16 protein-coding genes and 2 tRNA genes are annotated in these 16,667 nt (G+C 69.7%); 9 read left to right on the top strand and 9 right to left on the bottom strand.

The window, feature by feature from the left end; genetic code table 11:
* Positions 1 to 2: 2 nt before the first annotated feature.
* The 5 genes from OHA17_RS40825 to OHA17_RS40805 all read right to left on the bottom strand — a co-directional run bounded on the left by OHA17_RS40825 (position 3) and on the right by OHA17_RS40805 (position 4,884).
* The gene (locus OHA17_RS40825) at positions 3 to 1,520 is read right to left on the bottom strand and encodes an APC family permease (RefSeq protein WP_331721393.1); all 1,518 of its coding nucleotides are present in this window, start codon (positions 1,518 to 1,520) and stop codon (positions 3 to 5) included.
* Between the two features lie 92 nt (positions 1,521 to 1,612).
* A complete protein-coding gene (locus OHA17_RS40820; RefSeq protein ID WP_053731037.1) occupies positions 1,613 to 2,590 on the bottom strand; it encodes a VlmB-like protein in 978 nt (325 codons plus the stop codon).
* A gap of 29 nt (positions 2,591 to 2,619) precedes the next feature.
* On the bottom strand, positions 2,620 to 3,210 hold the full coding sequence (locus OHA17_RS40815; protein WP_331721392.1) for a flavin reductase family protein: 591 nt from the start codon (positions 3,208 to 3,210) through the stop codon (positions 2,620 to 2,622).
* Positions 3,207 to 3,716: a hypothetical protein gene (locus tag OHA17_RS40810; RefSeq protein ID WP_331721391.1), complete on the bottom strand. Its 510-nt coding sequence runs from the start codon at positions 3,714 to 3,716 to the stop codon at positions 3,207 to 3,209. The genes OHA17_RS40815 and OHA17_RS40810 overlap by 4 nt, the downstream gene beginning before the upstream one ends.
* Before the next feature lie 28 nt (positions 3,717 to 3,744).
* The gene (locus tag OHA17_RS40805; protein WP_331721390.1) at positions 3,745 to 4,884 is read right to left on the bottom strand and encodes an acyl-CoA dehydrogenase family protein; all 1,140 of its coding nucleotides are present in this window, start codon (positions 4,882 to 4,884) and stop codon (positions 3,745 to 3,747) included.
* Between the two features lie 336 nt (positions 4,885 to 5,220).
* On the opposite strand from OHA17_RS40805, the gene OHA17_RS40800 reads away from it, so the two are divergent.
* The 5 genes from OHA17_RS40800 (at position 5,221) to ilvC (ending at position 9,969) form a co-directional block, all read left to right on the top strand.
* A complete protein-coding gene (locus tag OHA17_RS40800) occupies positions 5,221 to 6,234 on the top strand; it encodes a DUF2156 domain-containing protein (RefSeq protein WP_331721389.1) in 1,014 nt (337 codons plus the stop codon).
* Between the two features lie 50 nt (positions 6,235 to 6,284).
* Positions 6,285 to 6,446 carry a hypothetical protein gene (locus OHA17_RS40795; RefSeq protein WP_331721388.1) on the top strand — a complete coding sequence of 54 codons (162 nt, stop codon included), beginning with the start codon at positions 6,285 to 6,287 and terminating at the stop codon, positions 6,444 to 6,446.
* A gap of 61 nt (positions 6,447 to 6,507) precedes the next feature.
* On the top strand, positions 6,508 to 8,367 hold the full coding sequence (locus OHA17_RS40790; RefSeq protein ID WP_331721387.1) for an acetolactate synthase large subunit: 1,860 nt from the start codon (positions 6,508 to 6,510) through the stop codon (positions 8,365 to 8,367).
* Between the two features lie 20 nt (positions 8,368 to 8,387).
* Positions 8,388 to 8,912 carry an acetolactate synthase small subunit gene (ilvN, locus tag OHA17_RS40785; RefSeq protein WP_053726176.1) on the top strand — a complete coding sequence of 175 codons (525 nt, stop codon included), beginning with the start codon at positions 8,388 to 8,390 and terminating at the stop codon, positions 8,910 to 8,912.
* Positions 8,913 to 8,967: 55 nt separating this feature from the next.
* Positions 8,968 to 9,969: a ketol-acid reductoisomerase gene (ilvC, locus tag OHA17_RS40780; protein ID WP_331721386.1), complete on the top strand. Its 1,002-nt coding sequence runs from the start codon at positions 8,968 to 8,970 to the stop codon at positions 9,967 to 9,969.
* A 141-nt stretch (positions 9,970 to 10,110) separates the two neighbouring features.
* Here ilvC and serS read toward each other — a convergent pair whose 3' ends face one another.
* The 3 genes from serS to OHA17_RS40765 are packed head-to-tail and all read right to left on the bottom strand — an operon-like array spanning position 10,111 to position 13,908.
* The gene (gene serS, locus OHA17_RS40775) at positions 10,111 to 11,394 is read right to left on the bottom strand and encodes a serine--tRNA ligase (protein WP_331721385.1); all 1,284 of its coding nucleotides are present in this window, start codon (positions 11,392 to 11,394) and stop codon (positions 10,111 to 10,113) included.
* Positions 11,395 to 11,427: 33 nt separating this feature from the next.
* Positions 11,428 to 12,939 carry an MmgE/PrpD family protein gene (locus tag OHA17_RS40770; RefSeq protein ID WP_331721384.1) on the bottom strand — a complete coding sequence of 504 codons (1,512 nt, stop codon included), beginning with the start codon at positions 12,937 to 12,939 and terminating at the stop codon, positions 11,428 to 11,430.
* 6 nt (positions 12,940 to 12,945) lie between these two features.
* Entirely contained in the window at positions 12,946 to 13,908 is a 963-nt protein-coding gene (locus OHA17_RS40765; RefSeq protein WP_406510976.1) for a diacylglycerol/lipid kinase family protein, read from the bottom strand.
* A 687-nt stretch (positions 13,909 to 14,595) separates the two neighbouring features.
* Between OHA17_RS40765 and OHA17_RS40760 the strand changes: the two genes are divergently transcribed.
* The 4 genes from OHA17_RS40760 to OHA17_RS40745 all read left to right on the top strand — a co-directional run bounded on the left by OHA17_RS40760 (position 14,596) and on the right by OHA17_RS40745 (position 16,470).
* Positions 14,596 to 15,423, top strand: a complete 828-nt coding sequence (locus OHA17_RS40760; protein WP_331721382.1) for an AfsR/SARP family transcriptional regulator — start codon at positions 14,596 to 14,598, stop codon at positions 15,421 to 15,423.
* A gap of 181 nt (positions 15,424 to 15,604) precedes the next feature.
* Positions 15,605 to 15,698, top strand: a tRNA-OTHER gene (locus OHA17_RS40755).
* Positions 15,699 to 15,733: 35 nt separating this feature from the next.
* Positions 15,734 to 15,825, top strand: a tRNA-OTHER gene (locus OHA17_RS40750).
* A 189-nt stretch (positions 15,826 to 16,014) separates the two neighbouring features.
* Positions 16,015 to 16,470, top strand: a complete 456-nt coding sequence (locus OHA17_RS40745; protein ID WP_331721381.1) for a GNAT family N-acetyltransferase — start codon at positions 16,015 to 16,017, stop codon at positions 16,468 to 16,470.
* A 10-nt stretch (positions 16,471 to 16,480) separates the two neighbouring features.
* Here the strand turns inward: OHA17_RS40745 and OHA17_RS40740 are convergent, their stop codons facing one another.
* Positions 16,481 to 16,663, bottom strand: a complete 183-nt coding sequence (locus OHA17_RS40740) for an acyl-CoA carboxylase subunit epsilon (RefSeq protein ID WP_331721380.1) — start codon at positions 16,661 to 16,663, stop codon at positions 16,481 to 16,483.
* Positions 16,664 to 16,667: the final 4 nt, after the last annotated feature.

Below are 16,667 nucleotides of genomic sequence, written 5' to 3'. Positions count from 1 at the left end.
GATCACCGAGCTGTTGAGGAGAGACTGGAGGGATCCACGGCGGGGGCCGCGGCCGGCGGCTCGGGCGCCCTGCGCGGTGCCGACTGTGCCGCCTTGGCGCTCACGCCGCCCAGGCGCACGTACCGGCGGGGCCGGGCCGAGCGCAGCCACCAGGCGAACGCGACACCGGCGCCGGTCACCGCGAACAGCAGCCAGGGCAGCGCGGTGACCACCGGGTTGGTGGTGCCGGTCAGCACGTCGAAGTTCGACGTGACCAGGACGGCCGCGACGATCAGTCCCAGCGCGCCGAGGGCGGGCGCCACCGTGGTCTGCCAGCGCGCTTCGCGGCGGCGCCGGAAGTAGCCCACCACCGCCACCGAGGCGAGGGCCTGCAGCAGGATGATGCCGAGCGTTCCCAGGCCCAGCATGCTGGTCGACATGTTCACGTACGGGTCCAGGCCGGCCGCCGCGAACGCGGCCACCACCACGGCGCTGAACACGGTCTGCACCGCGCTGCTGCGGTGCACCGAACCGTGCCTGGGGTGCACCTTGTGGAGCCAGCCCGGCAGCAGCCGGTCACGGCCGAGCGCGTACATGTACCGGTTGGCGGCGTTGTGCAGGGCCAGCCACGCGGCGAACAGGCTGGTGCACAGCAGCACTTGCATGGTGACGGTGGCGACGTGCCCCAGGTAGCTGTCGCTGAGCAGGAAGAACAGGTCGCCGAGGTGGCCCGCGGCCTGGTCGCGCACCTTGCCCGGACCGATCGCGCCGACCGCGACCCAGCTGGTCAGGGCGTAGAAGGAGGCGACCACCAGGACGGCGATCACGGTGGCCCGCGGCACGCTCTTGTGCGGGGCCTTGGCCTCCTCGCCGTACAGCGCCGCCGACTCGAAGCCGAGGAACGAGGCGAACCCGAACATCACGGAGACGCCGAGGCCGGGCGCGAAGACGTGGTGGGGGGCGAACGACGTCAACGGGACGGCGCCCGTGCCGTGGTGGAAGAAGATGGCGACGTCGAGCGCGAACAGGATCGCGATCTCGCACACCATGCACACCGACAGCAGCCGGGCGCTGAGCTCCGCCTCGCGGTAGCCGAGCACACCGATCACCAGCATGCCGACGAACGCCCACAGCTCCCAGGGCAGGTGCAGGCCGTGGGTGGCGGCCACGCTCTGCGCGAAGTAGGCGAACGCGCCGAGCACGCCGACGGTCGCCGCGTTGTAGGCGAGCACCGCGAGGAGCCCGGACCCGGCCGCCACCGGGCGGCCCAGGCCGTGCGCGATGTGCGTGTAGAAGCCGCCCATGTTGCTGATCCGCCGGGCGATCGCCGCGTACCCCGCGGAGAAGCACAGCAGGGTGAGGCCGGCGAAGACGAACATGGCCGGGACACCCGCACCGGTGCCGATGGCGAAGGACAGGGGGACGGTGAACACCATCGCGGCCAGCGGGGCGGCAGCGGCGATGATGATGAACACGATCTTCGGGGTGGTGAGCGTGCGCTGGAAGCTCTCGCCCTGTGCGCGCGCTGGTGTGCCGGCCATGGGGTCTCCTGCGGGAGGACAGCGGGGGTGCCCCGGCCGCGGTGTGGGGGAGCCGCGGCCGGGACAGGTGTGGGGGGGGAAGGGGGTGCGGGTCAGGTCAGCCGGAGGATGTCGACGGCCTCGGGCAGGCCCATGTACGCCAGGCGCGCCGCGGCCATCTTGTCGGTCCAGGCCTCGGCCATCGCGTAGCGCTCCTCGGGCCCGGTCTCCAACAGGCGCTTGCCGGGCCACACTTCGTAGTCGGCCAGCAGGCCGGCGTGCTGGTGCATGCCCTCCTGGAAGAGGTGCTCGCGGACCATGATGTATTTCCTGTCCGGGATCTCGTCCCACAGCTTGCGGCCGCGCCGGACGATGTCCATCAGCCGTGCGTGGTACTCGGGGTGGGCCCGCAGGTGCTCGCGCACGATGGAGCTGCCCACCGTCAGATGGCGGATCTCGTCGATCGCGGCGCCGCGGGCGATCGCGCTGGCCGCCGGGTCGAGCAGGTTCCACTTGCGTTCGCTCAGTTCGGCGGCGGGCGCGAGGACGCCCTCGATGATGATGGTGAAGACGGCGACCGCGCCGATGAAGTCGCCCTCGTCGCGCAGCGCGCGGACCGCGAAGTCGAGGATCGGGTCCAGGACCTCCTCGCGGTAGCCGGCCGAGAGCCCGGCGATGGTGGTGTGCAGGTCCTCGGCCGGTACGCCCATCTCGACGAGGTGGTTGCGGAACACCATCGAGTGGCGGGCCTCGTCCATCAGCTGGGTGGCGAAGAAGTCCATCTCGGCGACGTTGGTGGCGCCCACCACGTAGTGGGCCAGCGCCCGGGTGCCCTGCTCCTCGGCGACCGAGCGGCAGCCCAGCTCCAGCATCTGGGCGTCCCGCAGCGGGCCGTCCACGCGCATGTGCTCGGGGGTGGGCTCGTCCGCGGTGTGCCCGGTCTCGGTGCGTCCCTTCAGCGTGCCCTGCGCCACACCGCGGAACCAGTACGCGAGGTCGCACTGCTGCGCGGTGAGGTCCAGGTTCATGGCGCCGTCGAGCAGCCCGGGAGCCTGCTCCCAGTCGGTCTCGGGCGGTATGGACATGGTCATGGGGCTCGCTTCCTTTGCGTGGGTCTGCATCATTCGAGAGTGGTCGTGGCGTCCGCGCGCCAGCCCTGCCTGCGGCGCACCCCGTGGAACTCGACGTCGTGGAGCTCACCGCTGAAGTTGATGAGCGGCCGGCCCGCCCCGGCCCCGGCCCGGTCGATCTCCGCCACCAGGAGGTCGTCGCTGGACCCCAGCGGCAGCTGGTCGCTGAGGCGGCAGACGAAGTGGGCGAGTGCGTCCCGCAGCAGCGGGATGCCGGTGTCCTCGTCCGTACGGGACCGGATCAGGTCGAACTGCCCAGCCCCCGGCGGGCGTTGGGGATTGGCGAACCAGTCGGCGAGCAGGGCCTGGCGCGAGGAGAGCACGTTGACGGCGAACCAGCCGCTCTGCCGGATGAGCCGGGTCATCAGCGATCCGCTGCGCAGGCTGACGCCGAGCCGCAGCGGCCGCTGGGACAGCACGCTGGCCGTCGACACGGTGGCGCCGTGGACCAGGTCCTGGTGCGCGGCGGTGAGCACGGCGACGCCGGTGGGCAGCAGCCGGGACACCCCGCGCAGCAGCTGCGCGGCCTCGTCCTCGGGCAGGGGCGGAGCCGGGGTGGGCAGCAGGGACTTCGGGCTCATCGCACCGGCTCCGCGGCCGCAGCCGACGGTTCCCGCACGCCCACGGCCGGCGATCCGGTCGCGCCCGTGCCGAACAACTGCTGGGAGAGCCGGGCGAACCGCTCGTCGGGTACGGGCTCGAAGGGCAGCGCGAACGGCTTCATGAAGTTGCCGAACACACCCCGGTCCGCGCACAGGTGGATGGGGATCACGAGGAGCGCCCACTCCGGGCCGCTCACCCACATCCACAGTCCGACGACCGCGGCCTGGGTGATCAGGCTGTGCATGGTGTTGTAGGCGACGTAGAAGCCCTTGGGTATCCGTTTCGTGGGGCTGCGCCGGTAGGCGATGGCGCCGGGGATGTAGCCGATGAGGTCGATGTAGACGAACAGCAGGACGGCCGGGAGCCAGCGCACCTCGCCGATGTGGGCGGCGAACAGCACCAGCGAGACGCCCAGGCCGACCAGGTATTCGCCGCGGTGCAGCCGCGTGGTGGTCGGGGACTCGAACGCGTTGACTTGATCCATCTGAGCTCCATTGAGGGGAGTGCCGGGGTCAGATCTGGAGCGGGCCGCCGTTGAAGTACTCCACGAGGTGCGGCGAGGAACTGGTGCGCCCGGGCGGGTGGAAGGCGAGCGGGTGCAGGGCCGAGGACAGGTAGGCGACCTCGGGGGACTTGATGAAGGCGATGCCGCCGAGGAGCTCGACGGCCTGTTCGGAGACGGCGGCCAGGGACTTCTGGATCGCGAAGCGGGCGGTCAGGGCGGCCGCGACGGACTCCTCGCCGTCCACACCGTCGCGCAGCGCCCGGGCGCAGCCCTCGGTCAGGCCGACGGCCGACTCCAGCTGGATCCCGAGCGCCGCCCGGTCGGTGACGGTGCCGCGCTCGCGCCGCATGACCAGGTCGGTGAGCGCGCTCGCCGCCCCCACATAGGCGGAGGTGATGAGCAGTTCGAACCAGACGAAGGTGGCTTGCTGCAGGTCGTCGAGCCGGCTGGGGTCGTCGGGGGTGCCGCGGATGACGAGGTGCTCGGGCACGTGCACGTCGTGCAGGCGGACCTCCTCGCTCTGCGCGGCCGCAAGGACCGGGCTGTCCCAGAACGGGTGGACGGAAATGCCCTCGGAGTCGGCGGGAATCAGCAGCACCGCCAGCGACGGCTGGCCGCCGTCGGCGTCGGGCAGGGTGACGCTGGCCGTCAGCAGGTCCATGGAACGCGAGAGGCTGCACGGCTTCTTCGCGCCGTTGAGGACGAACCCGTCCTCGACGGCCACGGCCGTCACCGACGGGCTCAGGATGTCCTGCTGGGTACGGCCCTCCGCCCAGCCCGAGGCGAGCAGCATGCCGTCCGGGGCCACCCGCGAAAGGAGCGCCTTCTGCTCCTCGGTCGGCGGCACCACCCGGTCGGCGAGCGCGAACAGCATCGCCACCGTGAAGTTGTGCATGGTGGCGGCGGCCGCCAGCGACGGCGAGTACGAGCCCAGCGCCCGCGTGACCCGCACGGCGTCCAGCGCGTCCGCGCCGACGCCCCCGTACTCCCGGGGCACCAGCAGGCCCGCGCCCCCGTACTCCTTGAAGATCTCCAGCACCGGGCTGCCGGCCGCTTCCCGCTCCGGCATCTCCACCGCGTCCAGAGCCTTCAGGAGCCCCGGATGGTGACGTTCACAGGTGTCGCGTGCAATGTCGAGAGAACGCATCTGGGGGTTGCCTCCACCTGGTTTACGGATCAGGATGCCGAGATCAGGGAATTCGGGGGCGGCGGGACAGTCATTCCGCGCCGCACATTCCTCTTGAATGTCAGCTCTCTTACCGTCACACGGCACTCTGACCGGCCTCTGACATCAATCTGACGCGCTGAAACAGGTGCCGAACAACGATTTCTGACGTGCCGTTGACATTGCACTGACATATGGCCAACAGCGGCTCCGTCGCCATTGCATGCGGCAACGGGCCGCCCCATCATGAGGCGTGGCACCGCCGATTCCACAGTGCGGAGACAGGGCGGCCTGCGATCGGACGACAAGGAGAACACGGTGACACAGAGCACACTTGAAGAAGTGTCGAACGCCTCGGCCGACTATGCGCTGGAGGCAATTCAGAAATACTCGCAGGCGGAGAACCCGAGTTCCTTCCTGGCCGTCAACCAGGGAAACTCGTATTTCACGATGCCGGGCCGCCCCGGCATCGTGATCTACCGTCCGGCGGGGGAGTACCTCGTCCAGTTCGGCGGCCCGTTCGCCCCCGAGGAGTCCTACACCGACCTCATGGAGGCCTTCGCCGAGTTCACCGCCGCCCAGGGCCGCAAGCTCGCCGCGATCCAGCTCCAGCTGCATGACGCCCGCATCCACGCCCGGCACGGCTACACCGTGAACCAGGTCGGCGCCTCCTACGCCGTCGACCTGAGCACCTTCACCGTGGCCGGCACCCGCTACATGCAGCTGCGCAACAAGATCTCCCGCGCGCTGCGGGCCGGTCTCACCATCGTGGAGGCCGACTACGAGCAGTGGCAGGACGGCGTCACCGCCATCGACAGGCGGTGGCTTCCGCTGAAGGGCGAGGGCGCCCGGCCGCTGGAGTACCTGGTGGGCCAGACCGGCGGCGCCATGCAGAAGCACCGCCGCCTGTTCGTCGGCCACATCGACGGCGAGCCCATCGGATACGTCTCCTACTCGCCCGTGTACGGCACGAACCCGGGCTGGATGCACGACCTGAGCCGACGCATCCCCGAGAGCCCGGCCGGCGTCATGGAAGCGATCAACAAGGCCGCGATCGACACGTTCAGCGCCGAAGGCGTGCCGTGGCTGCACTTCGGCTTCACCCCGTTCACCAGCCTTACCGAGGACCGTGAAGTGACCGGCCACAGCCTGGGATTCAAATGGCTGATGCATTACCTGTGGGACAACCAGGTCGTCTACCCCGCATCGTCCCAGCTCGCCTACAAGGACAAGTGGAACCCGACCCTGGTGACCACCGAATACGCGGCGTTCCCCGAGCGGGCGAGCGCCGAGGGATTCGTGAACATCTGGCGCGCCGCCAACGCCATGTGAACCGCCCCGAAAACCACGGAAATCGGCCCGGCCCCAAAGGAGGAAATCCAGTGAACCCGAGTACCGAAAGCGCTGCGATCGAGCAGGTGCAGGAGCAGCTGACCTCGTCCTTCATCGCCCTGTGCGGCGACCCGGACGACACGGCGGCCGCCGCCCGCGCGGACGGCGCGCTGCACACCCTGGACGTGCTCCTGGCCACCGACGCCCCGTGACCTCTGCGCGCATCAGCACCCGTCGCCCCCGTACGCACAGAGCAGACAGAGAAGACAGCTGATGATCGAGCAGGTCACGGAACGTCCGCCCGCGCAGCACGACGTGGAGACCGCCGGCCCGGCCCCGCGGCCCCGGCCGCCCGAGCACGTCACGGGCGCGAAGTCCCTCATCCGTTCTCTTGAGGAAGTCGGGGCGGAGGTGGTGTTCGGGATTCCGGGGGGTGCCATCCTCCCGGCGTACGACCCGATGATGGATTCCACCCGGGTCCGTCACGTCCTGGTCCGCCACGAGCAGGGCGCGGGCCACGCGGCGACCGGGTACGCCCAGGCCACCGGGAAGGTCGGCGTGTGCATGGCGACGTCCGGGCCGGGCGCCACCAACCTGGTCACCCCGATCGCCGACGCGCACATGGACTCGGTGCCGCTGGTCGCGATCACCGGGCAGGTGTCGTCGAAGGCGATCGGCACGGACGCCTTCCAGGAGGCGGACATCGTCGGCATCACCATGCCGATCACCAAGCACAACTTCCTGGTGACGAAGGCCGAGGACATCCCGCGCACGATCGCGGAGGCGTTCCACATCGCCTCGACCGGCCGTCCGGGCCCGGTCCTGGTGGACATCGCCAAGGACGCGCTGCAGGCACAGACCACGTTCACGTGGCCGCCGGTACTCGCGCTGCCCGGCTATCGTCCGGTGCCCCGGTCCCGGCCGAAGCAGATCCAGGCCGCCGTCAACCTGATCGTCCGCTCCAATCGCCCGGTGCTCTACGTCGGCGGCGGTGTGCTCAAGGCGGGTGCCAGCGCGGAGTTGAAGGTCCTGGCCGAACTGACCGGCGCCCCGGTCGTCACGACGCTGATGGCGCTCGGCGCCTTCCCCGACTCCCACCCCCAGCACCTGGGCATGCCCGGCATGCACGGCACGGTCGCCGCCGTCACCGCGCTGCAGAAGTCGGACCTGCTCATCGCGCTCGGCACCCGCTTCGACGACCGCGTCACCGGCAAGCTGGACAGCTTCGCGCCGCACGCCAAAGTGATCCACGCGGACATCGACCCGGCCGAGATCGGCAAGATCCGTCGCGCCGACGTCCCGATCGTGGGCGACGCCCGCGAGGTCATCGCCGACCTGATCCAGGCGGTGCAGGCCGAGTACGGCTCGGGGCGGGCAGGCGACTACACGGCCTGGTGGAAGGACCTCAACCGCTGGCGCGAGACCTACCCCCTTGGCTATGACGAGCCGAACGACGGCACGCTGTCCCCGCAGCGCGTGATCCAGCGCATCGGCGAGCTGGCGGACGCGGACACCATCTACGCCGCTGGTGTCGGCCAGCACCAGATGTGGGCCGCGCACTTCGTGAACTACGAACTGCCCGCGACGTGGCTGAACTCGGGCGGTGCCGGAACGATGGGCTACGCGGTCCCGGCCGCGATGGGTGCCAAGGCCGGTCAGCCGGACCGCATGGTCTGGGCGATCGACGGTGACGGCTGTTTCCAGATGACCAATCAGGAACTGACCACCTGCGCGCTGAACAACATCCCGATCAAGGTCGCCATCATCAACAACGGCGCCCTCGGCATGGTCCGCCAGTGGCAGACCCTGTTCTACAACCAGCGCTACTCCAACACGGCCCTGCACTCCGGCCCCGCCGCGGCCGGCCCCCACACCCCCGGCACCCGCGTCCCGGACTTCGTCAAGCTGTCCGAGGCGATGGGGTGTTACGCGATCCGCTGCGAGCGCCCCGAGGACCTGGACAAGGCGATCGAGGAGGCGAACTCCATCAACGACCGCCCCGTCGTGATCGACTTCATCGTCCACGAGGACGCCCAGGTGTGGCCGATGGTCGCCGCCGGGACCTCCAACGACGAGGTCATGGCCGCCCGCGGAGTCCGCCCCGACTTCGGCGACAACAACGAGGAACGATGACAGACGGAGCACCCCCCGCGCTGCCCAGGCACACGCTGTCGGTCCTGGTGGAGAACACCCCCGGTGTGCTCTCCCGGATCACCGCGCTGTTCTCCCGCCGCGGCTTCAACATCGACTCGGTGACCGAAGGGCGCACGGAGCACCCGGCGTTCTCCCGGCTCACCCTCGTCGTGCACGCCGAACCCGAGGCCCTGGAGCAGGTCGCCAAACAGGTCGGCAAGCTCGTCAACGTACTCAAAGTGATCGAACTGCCACCGGACACCGCCCTCCAGCGCGAACTGGTCCTGGTCAAGGTCCACTCGGAGGGCAGGACGCTCTCCCACATCATCGAGATCGTGCAGCTCTTCCGCGCCAAGACCGTGGACGTGTCCCCGGAGGCCGTCACCATCGAGGCGTCCGGAACGACCGAGAAGCTGGAGGCCATGCTGAGGATGCTGGAGCAGTTCGGCATCACCGAGCTGGTCAGATCGGGCACCATCGCCATCGGGCGCGGCCCGAACTCCTCCTCCAGCAGCCTGGTACGGCGCATCGATCACGCCGCCTGACCTCCATGCACACCGACCGAACACTGACTGAACACCGACATGAAAGAGAAGCCCAGTGGCCGAGCTGTTCTACGACGACGATGCCGACCTGTCCATCATCCAGGGCCGCAAGGTCGCGGTGATCGGTTACGGCAGCCAGGGCCACGCCCACGCGCTGTCGCTCCGTGACTCGGGTGTCGACGTCCGCGTCGGTCTGCACGAGGGCTCCAGGTCCAAGGCGAAGGCCGAGGAGCAGGGCCTGCGCGTGGTGACGCCGTCCGAGGCGGCGGCCGAGGCCGACGTCATCATGATCCTGGTGCCGGACCCGATCCAGGCCCAGGTGTATGAGGAGTCGATCAAGGACAACCTGAAGGACGGCGACGCGCTGTTCTTCGGCCACGGCCTCAACATCCGCTTCGGGTTCATCAAGCCCCCGGCCAACGTGACCGTCGCGATGGTCGCCCCCAAGGGCCCGGGCCACCTGGTGCGCCGTCAGTACGAGGAGGGCCGTGGTGTTCCGTGCATCGTGGCCGTCGAGCAGGACCCGCAGGGCAATGGCCTGGCGCTGGCCCTGTCGTACGCGAAGGGCATCGGCGGCACGCGTGCCGGCGTCATCAAGACGACGTTCACCGAGGAGACCGAGACCGACCTGTTCGGTGAGCAGGCCGTCCTCTGCGGTGGTACGGCGGCGCTGGTGAAGGCCGGTTTCGAGACGCTGACGGAGGCCGGCTACCAGCCGGAGATCGCGTACTTCGAGTGTCTGCACGAGCTGAAGCTGATCGTGGACCTCATGTATGAGGGTGGTCTGGAGAAGATGCGCTGGTCGATCTCGGAGACCGCCGAGTGGGGTGACTACGTGACCGGTCCGCGGATCATCACCGCCGATACGAAGGCGGAGATGAAGAAGGTTCTCGCGGAGATCCAGGACGGTACGTTCGCGAAGAACTGGATGGAGGAGTACCACTCGGGTCTGAAGAAGTACAACGAGTACAAGACCCATGACTCCGAGCACCTCCTGGAGACCACCGGCAAGGAGCTCCGCAAGCTCATGAGCTGGGTCCAGAACGACGAGGCGTAAGCCGGATGTCAGCGGGGTCGGACACACCGTCCGGCCCCGCTCTTGCGTGTCAACACCGTTGGTGGCCAAGGGAGTTCGACGGCGTGGCTGTGCCCCGGCACCGAAGCAAGGTGCCGGGGCACAGCCACGCCGTCCGGACGGTCAGGGCAGGGGCGTGCCGTCCGGGGCGATGGTGCTGAAGCCGGTGTACGGCGTCAGGACCTGCGGGACGGTGATCGAACCGTCCTCGCGCTGGTTCTGTTCGAGCAGGGCCACGACCGTGCGGCCGATCGGCAGGCCGGAGCCGTTGAGGGTGGCCGGGTGCTTCTTGCGGCCGTTGCGCTTCACGCGGATGCCGGCCCGGCGGGCCTGGAAGGTGCCGCAGTCGGAGACCGAGGAGATCTCCCGGAAGCAGTCCTGGCTCGGCAGCCACACCTCCAGGTCGTAGGTGCGGCGCGCGGAGAAGCCGAGGTCTCCCGCGCGCAGGTCGATGACGCGGTAGTGCAGGCCGAGCCGCCGCAGGCACTCCTCGGCATGACGGACCATCAGCTCCAGTTGGTCCGGCGCGTCCTCGACGAGGCACATCCGGACCATCTCGACCTTGGCGAACTCGTGCAGCCGGATGAGCCCGCGGGTGTCCCGGCCGTACGAACCGGCCTCCGAGCGGTAGCAGGAGGTGTGCGCGGTCAGGCTCAGCGGCAGCTCGCCCGCGTTCAGCGTCTCGTCGCGGTAGAGGTTGACGAGGGGCACCTCGGCGGTGGGGATGAGGAACAGCTCGCGGTCGGCGACCTGTGTGACGAACAGGTCGTCGGCGAACTTCGGCAGCTGCCCGGTCCCCGTCATGGTCTGCCGGGTGACGAGATGGGGCACGCTGTGCTCCACGTACCCGTGCTCCCTGGTGTGCAGGTCGAGCAGGAACGACGCCAGGGCCCGCTCAAGGACCGCTCCGGCGCCGCGGAACACCGCGAAGCGGGAGCCGGACAGTTTGCCCGCCCGCGGCAGGTCGAGCAGGTTCGCCTCGGTGGCCAGCGCGACGTGGTCGCGCGGGGCGAAGCCGAAGTGCGGGGCGCTTCCCCAGCGGCGTACCTCCACCACCGGATCCTCGGGGCCGCCGTCGGGCGCCTGGTCGCTGGGGAGGTTCGGGATGCGCAGCATCACGTCCTGGAGCGCGTCCTCGGCCGCCCGCTGATCCGCCTCGGCCGCCCGGATCCGCTCCTTCAACTCCCTTGCGGTGTCCACCAGTTCATCGGGACGGCGGCCGCCGAGCGAGGACAGCTCCCGGGTGAGGTCGTTGAGTTTTCGGCGGAGCGCGTCACGCTCGCCGATGGCGCCGGCCCGGCCCGCCACCAGCTTGTCGAGCGCCTCGTGGTCCAGGCTGTATCCACGGCGCCGGAGCCGCCCGACCGCCTCGGCGGCCGGCTCCAGCAAACTCTGCGCGTCGTGCACTTCTCCTCCTGGGGGATGCGGGCGTTGAAGGGATCACAGGCCGATGGCCTGATCGAGGGCGCGGCGCAGTTGCTCCGGTTCCGCCTCGGTCAGCCGCGGCCAGAGGTCGGTGACGGCGGCGGGCCCGCCCGAGGAGCGGAACTTGGCCGCGATCAGGGCCTGGTGCCCGGCCCGCAGCTCCGGTCCGATGCCGCCGCGGGGAATCCGGTACTCGCGGGTGAAGACCCGGCCGTCGCGCAGCACGACCCGTACCCGGGCCGGTGTCGGCTTGGCGGCCCGGGTGAAGTCCTCGGCGGGCGGGGCGGGCGGCGGGGCCAGGTCGACGAGGTCCCGGCCGCCGAACAGCTCAAGCCACCTGCGTCCCTCGGCGCCCGACTGGCGCAGCGCCTCGCCGAACGGGGCGTCCCCGGCCAGGAGTTCGCGGGTCATCTCCTCGTCGTGGACGAGCTGGACCTTCTCCGCCAGGCGCCACCGCTCGGAGGTTTCCACCAGCGGCGCGGAGAAGTCCTCGATGGCGAGGCCCCCGGTCAGCAGCGCGGTGGCCACGGGGTACGGAGTGGTGAGCACCAGGGCGCCGAGCGGAGTGCGGGGCCCGTCGAGATAGGACTGGGCCTTGCGGGCCGCGAAGAGGGTGTAGACCGAGCATTCCACGACCACCTCGGCCACGTCGTCGACGGCCCAACCGCCCATCTCCGTATGGAGATCGAGTGCGCAGTCGATGGCGGCGTCGATGCCGGGCCCGCCCGGGTGGAGCTTGAAGGAGAGGGTCTCGGTGTGCCAGCGCCGGCCGAGCCCCATGGTGACGGCCTCGGGCAGCGGTACGGCGGCGAACTGGGCGAGGAAGCCGTCCGGGTGCTCGACGATGTCGTGCGCGCCGCGCAGTCCGCCCTCGGCGGCGTCGCACGCGTCCAGGCCCATCCGGACCGCGACGGGCACGTGCAGCATCCGGGCGTCGCTGTCGATGAAGCCCCGCATCAGCGTCCAGGGCGGCGCGCTGAGCGCCAGTGCCAGCGCGTCGCGCCACTGCCGCGCCGAGGCCCGCTCGCAGGCCAGGCGCCCGGCTACCGCGCCCACCAGATGCGTGTGCAGCGCCGTCTGGCCGCGGAACGGGCCGAGCGTGGCGGCGGCGGTGACGCGGGCCGCGCACTCGTCGGCCAGGATCACCGCCCGCAGCAGTTCGGCCCCCGAGAGCCCCAGGGCGTGCGCGTACGCGAGCGGGACACCCACGGTGGAGGGGCCCAAGTGCCCGGCGTACGCGGTGTCGTCGAGGTTGAGCCAGGCGCCTGCTCCGGCCAGCACTCGCGCCGACTGCGCGGTGTCGGCCTGGAAGGGGGCGCCCAGGGCGCGCGTCAGGCGCCGCCCGTCCTCCTGCGCCAGGCCCGTCCTGATGGCGGCGAGCTGCGACAGGAGATGGCTGGCGGCGAAGGAGACCACCCGCTCGGGCACGTCGGACAGTTCCAGCTCGCCGGCCCATTCGGCGAGCCGCCCCAGCTGACCGGCCTCGGGAACGATCGGCTCGGCCGCGGTCGCGACAGGTGCGGTCATGGCGGCTCAGCCCCCGGTCCGCTGGTGCGAGGCGAGGACGTGCAGGGCCCGCGGCAGCACCTCGACGGTGATCGAGGACCGGTCGGTGGGGACTACCTCTCCGTCGTGCTCGAAGTGCAGCGGCAGACCGTCGAGCCGCTCCAGCGTGACGGACCGGCCGCGCGCATAGGTGGACCCGCCGGCTTCGAGGTGGCGGCCGGAACGCATCAGCTCCAGTGCCGTCGTGGTCGGAATGCTGGGGTCGACGACACACACGTCCAGCAGCCCGTCGTCGCGTATCGACTTCGGCAGCATGTTCAGCACGCCGGCCCGGTAGCGGCCGCCGCCGACGTTGGCCACCACGATCTTGCCGGAGTGCACCACCGCCCCGTCGACCAGGACCCGGCCCTCGTAGGGCTGGTACGTCTCCAGGGCCTCGGCGATCGCCCGCTGGTAGCGGGGGCGTCCGGACACGGGCAGCGACAGGGCCCGCGCGGTCGCCTCGGCGAACAGGCCGGTGCTCAGGCCGAGTACGACCATCCGGGAGAGCTCGGCGATCCACGCGAGGTCGATCAGCCGGCTCTCGGCGGTGCCGGTCAGGGCCGCGGTGAGCGCCTCGTGCCAGGGGGCGTCGTCCCAGAGCGAGCGGTAGTTGGAATTCGCCGTGCCGCCGGGCAGCACCACCAGCGGCGTGTGGTTGGAGGCGACCTCGACGAGACCCGTCACCACCTCGCGCAAGGTGCCGTCGCCACCGATCGACACGATCACGTCGGGGCGCGCCGGGCCGCGGAGCAACTCGGCCACCACCTCGGTGGCGTGCCCCGGGCGGAGCGTCCGGACGATGTCGACCTCGTCGACATAATCCCGGCAGACCGTCGCGACCGACGCCAGATATTCTGCGGTGGTAGACCCTGCCTTTGGGTTCGCGACAATTGCCGCACGCTGATAGCGATGCCCGTGGGATCCGAACTCGTCCAAGGGGTTCTCCACCGTCCGTCACCAGTCCGTCAATGTCATTCATGCTGGGGAGCAAAAAGCCTGTGGAGTACACAGTGCTCGCCCCGCCTGATCCCCTTCTGACACGGTTCTGACCCGACGGCGACGCGTCGGCGACCGCTCCAGTTGCCCGACGTTGCAACCATCCCCGCACACCGGACTGATCTCAGCCGATTCCCGACGATCTCAGCCGCCCCCCGAGACCGCTGTCCAGCGGGTTGGCGGCCGCCCGTTCTGCTGCCCGAAGTGGCGTCGGGCACGAAAAAGACGACCGCAAATGAAATGCATACACGCAGGTCAGAGGCTCCCATGCGGGCATTCCGACGGCAAATCATTCGTAAAGGCACTTGTAGGGGAGGTGGGGGAATATGGAACGATCCAGCGATAGACGGCGTTCGGCCACAGGTCATGGGTTGGCTGGAATAAAAAACGCTGCGATACGTTTGAATCGACCGGGGGAAACGGGGGGAATTGGCGCACTGCGCACGAAGTCTCTTGTGCGAACGAAGATCCTTTCGAAGTCGTTCTCAGGCAGATCTGCCGAAACGGACTGCGCCCCTACAGCACGCGGCACTCTGCTGCCGCGCCGGGCCGGCCACAACCCCATCGCACCTATGGCGGCGGCACGATCTCTTCGACTCGATTCGACACACGTGTGTTGGCCAATCCGAAGGTGGCGTGATGCTCAAGTTCCAGCTGCTGGGAGCAATAGGGGCGAGTTCGGAGAGGGGTGAATTACAGGTTTCCGGCACGCTGCAGAGCTCCCTCCTGGCAGCCCTTCTGGTAGCCGAGGGCAGCCCCGTGTCGAGGGACGCCCTGATCGACGAAATGTGGGGCAGCGAACCGCCGGACGCGGTCGAGAACGCCGTCCAGGCCCACGTCAGCCGACTGCGGCGCAAGCTCGCCGCACTCGAAGACGACCCGGACAGGTCCTGCCTGATCACCCAGCACGTCGGCTACCGCCTCGTCCTGGACGAGGGGTCCCTCGACGTGACCGTGTTCATGGAGGAGTACGAGCGAATAAAATCCACCGGCTCGTCCCCGGACGGGACGGCCAAGGAGATCCGGCACGTACTCAAGATGTGGCGCGGCCCCATCTACGGAGGCACGGCCGTGGGCCAGTCCTGCCAGGCGGCCGCCGCCCGCTTCGAGGAGACCCGGCTCGCCCTCCTGGAGCTCCTCTTCGACTGCGACCTGGAGAACTTCGAACACCGGCGCATCATCCCGGAGTTGCAGACCCTCCTGGTGGAACACCCCTACAACGAGCGCTTCCGGCAGCAGCTCATGGTCGCGCTGTACCGGTGCGGCCGGCAGACCGACGCGCTCAACGTCTACCGCGAGCTGCACGGCAAGCTCTCCGAGGAACTCGGCCTCTCCCCCTCGCCGGTGATGCGGGACTACGAGCGCGCGGTCCTCGAACAGGACCCCTGCCTGCACGTGAAGTCCACGGTGCAGCGGGCTGCCGCGTCGCACCGCGGGGAGCGGCACCTGATGCCCGCCGGCAGGTGAGACACGGCGGCTGACGCACGCCCGGCTGGGACCGACCAGCCGGGCGTCGTCGTGTGCGCCCGTCCCGTCGAGAGTCGCCTAACTACACGTGGGGCCACGTCAGTTAGGCGTCAGGGATGGGTCAGGTGGGTCTGGCATCGTAGTTGTTGTGAACGGCGAGGGAGACCGGAGCCGGGAACAGGGAGAGGTGCCCGGAGTGGTTGATCGGGGACCAGGGCGCAAGCTCGAAGTCGGATCTTTCGGGGTCCACGCAGGTTCGAATCCTGCCCTCTCCGCGTGGTCGGCTCGGGTGGTTGGGGCCGGTGTACAGGGAGAGGTGCCCGGAGTGGTTGATCGGGGACCGTGGCTCTGCCGAGGTCGGATCTTTCGGGGTCCACGCAGGTTCGAATCCTGCCCTCTCCGCCGCATGCGTTTCCGGGTTCGTCCTCTGCCCGGCTGCTCGGCCAAAGGCGCCGCGCCGCTCGTCGCCGCGCCAGTTCGTCCCTGCGGGCCCGCTGTTCGAGCGTGGCAGACTCGTCGACGCCGGGTGGACAGGCCCGGCCCCGACCCCACGCGGCTCCGAGCAGCGTGGCCTGGAGGAGGACGAGCATCGTGAAGATCGAGGTGGACGACCTCGCCGGCCCCGAAATCGCCGGGTTCCTCGACGAGCACGTCCAGCAGATGCGGTCCATCACGCCGCCGGAGAGCAAGCACGCCCTCGACCTCGGTGCCCTCCGCGAGCCCGAGGTCACGTTCTGGTCCGTGCGGGACGGCGACGTCCTGGTGGGCTGCGGCGCCATCAAGCGGCTCGACGCGGGCCACGCGGAGTTGAAGTCGATGCGTACCGCGCCGCTGCGCAAGCGGGGCGGGGTCGGGTCCCTGCTGCTTGAGCACATCATCGCCGAGGCCACGCGCATGGGCTTCACCAGGCTGAGCCTGGAGACCGGCACGGCCGAGTTCTTCCTGCCCGCCAGGAAGCTGTACGAGAAGTTCGGGTTCAGCCACTGCGAGCCGTTCGCCGGCTACCGGCCCGACCCGAACAGTACGTTCATGACAAAGCAGCTCTGAGCGACCTCGGTCAGGACTGCCAGGAGTTGGGGGCCTGGTGGTCCGGGGGGCGCCAACCTGCCTTGGAGCGGTCGTCCTTGACCGCGGGAGCCGGTTGGGCGGCGGCGCATACCAGGAGGACTGTGGCGAGGGCGGCGAGTTCTTCGGGGCCTGCTTCGCCTCGTTCTATGCGTACGACGGTATTGGCGTTCACAGCG

The sequence above is a fragment of the Streptomyces sp. NBC_00212 genome (assembly GCF_045206365.1).
In the GTDB taxonomy this organism is placed as follows: domain Bacteria; phylum Actinomycetota; class Actinomycetes; order Streptomycetales; family Streptomycetaceae; genus Streptomyces.
This window is presented reverse-complemented; position numbering and strand designations above follow the sequence as displayed.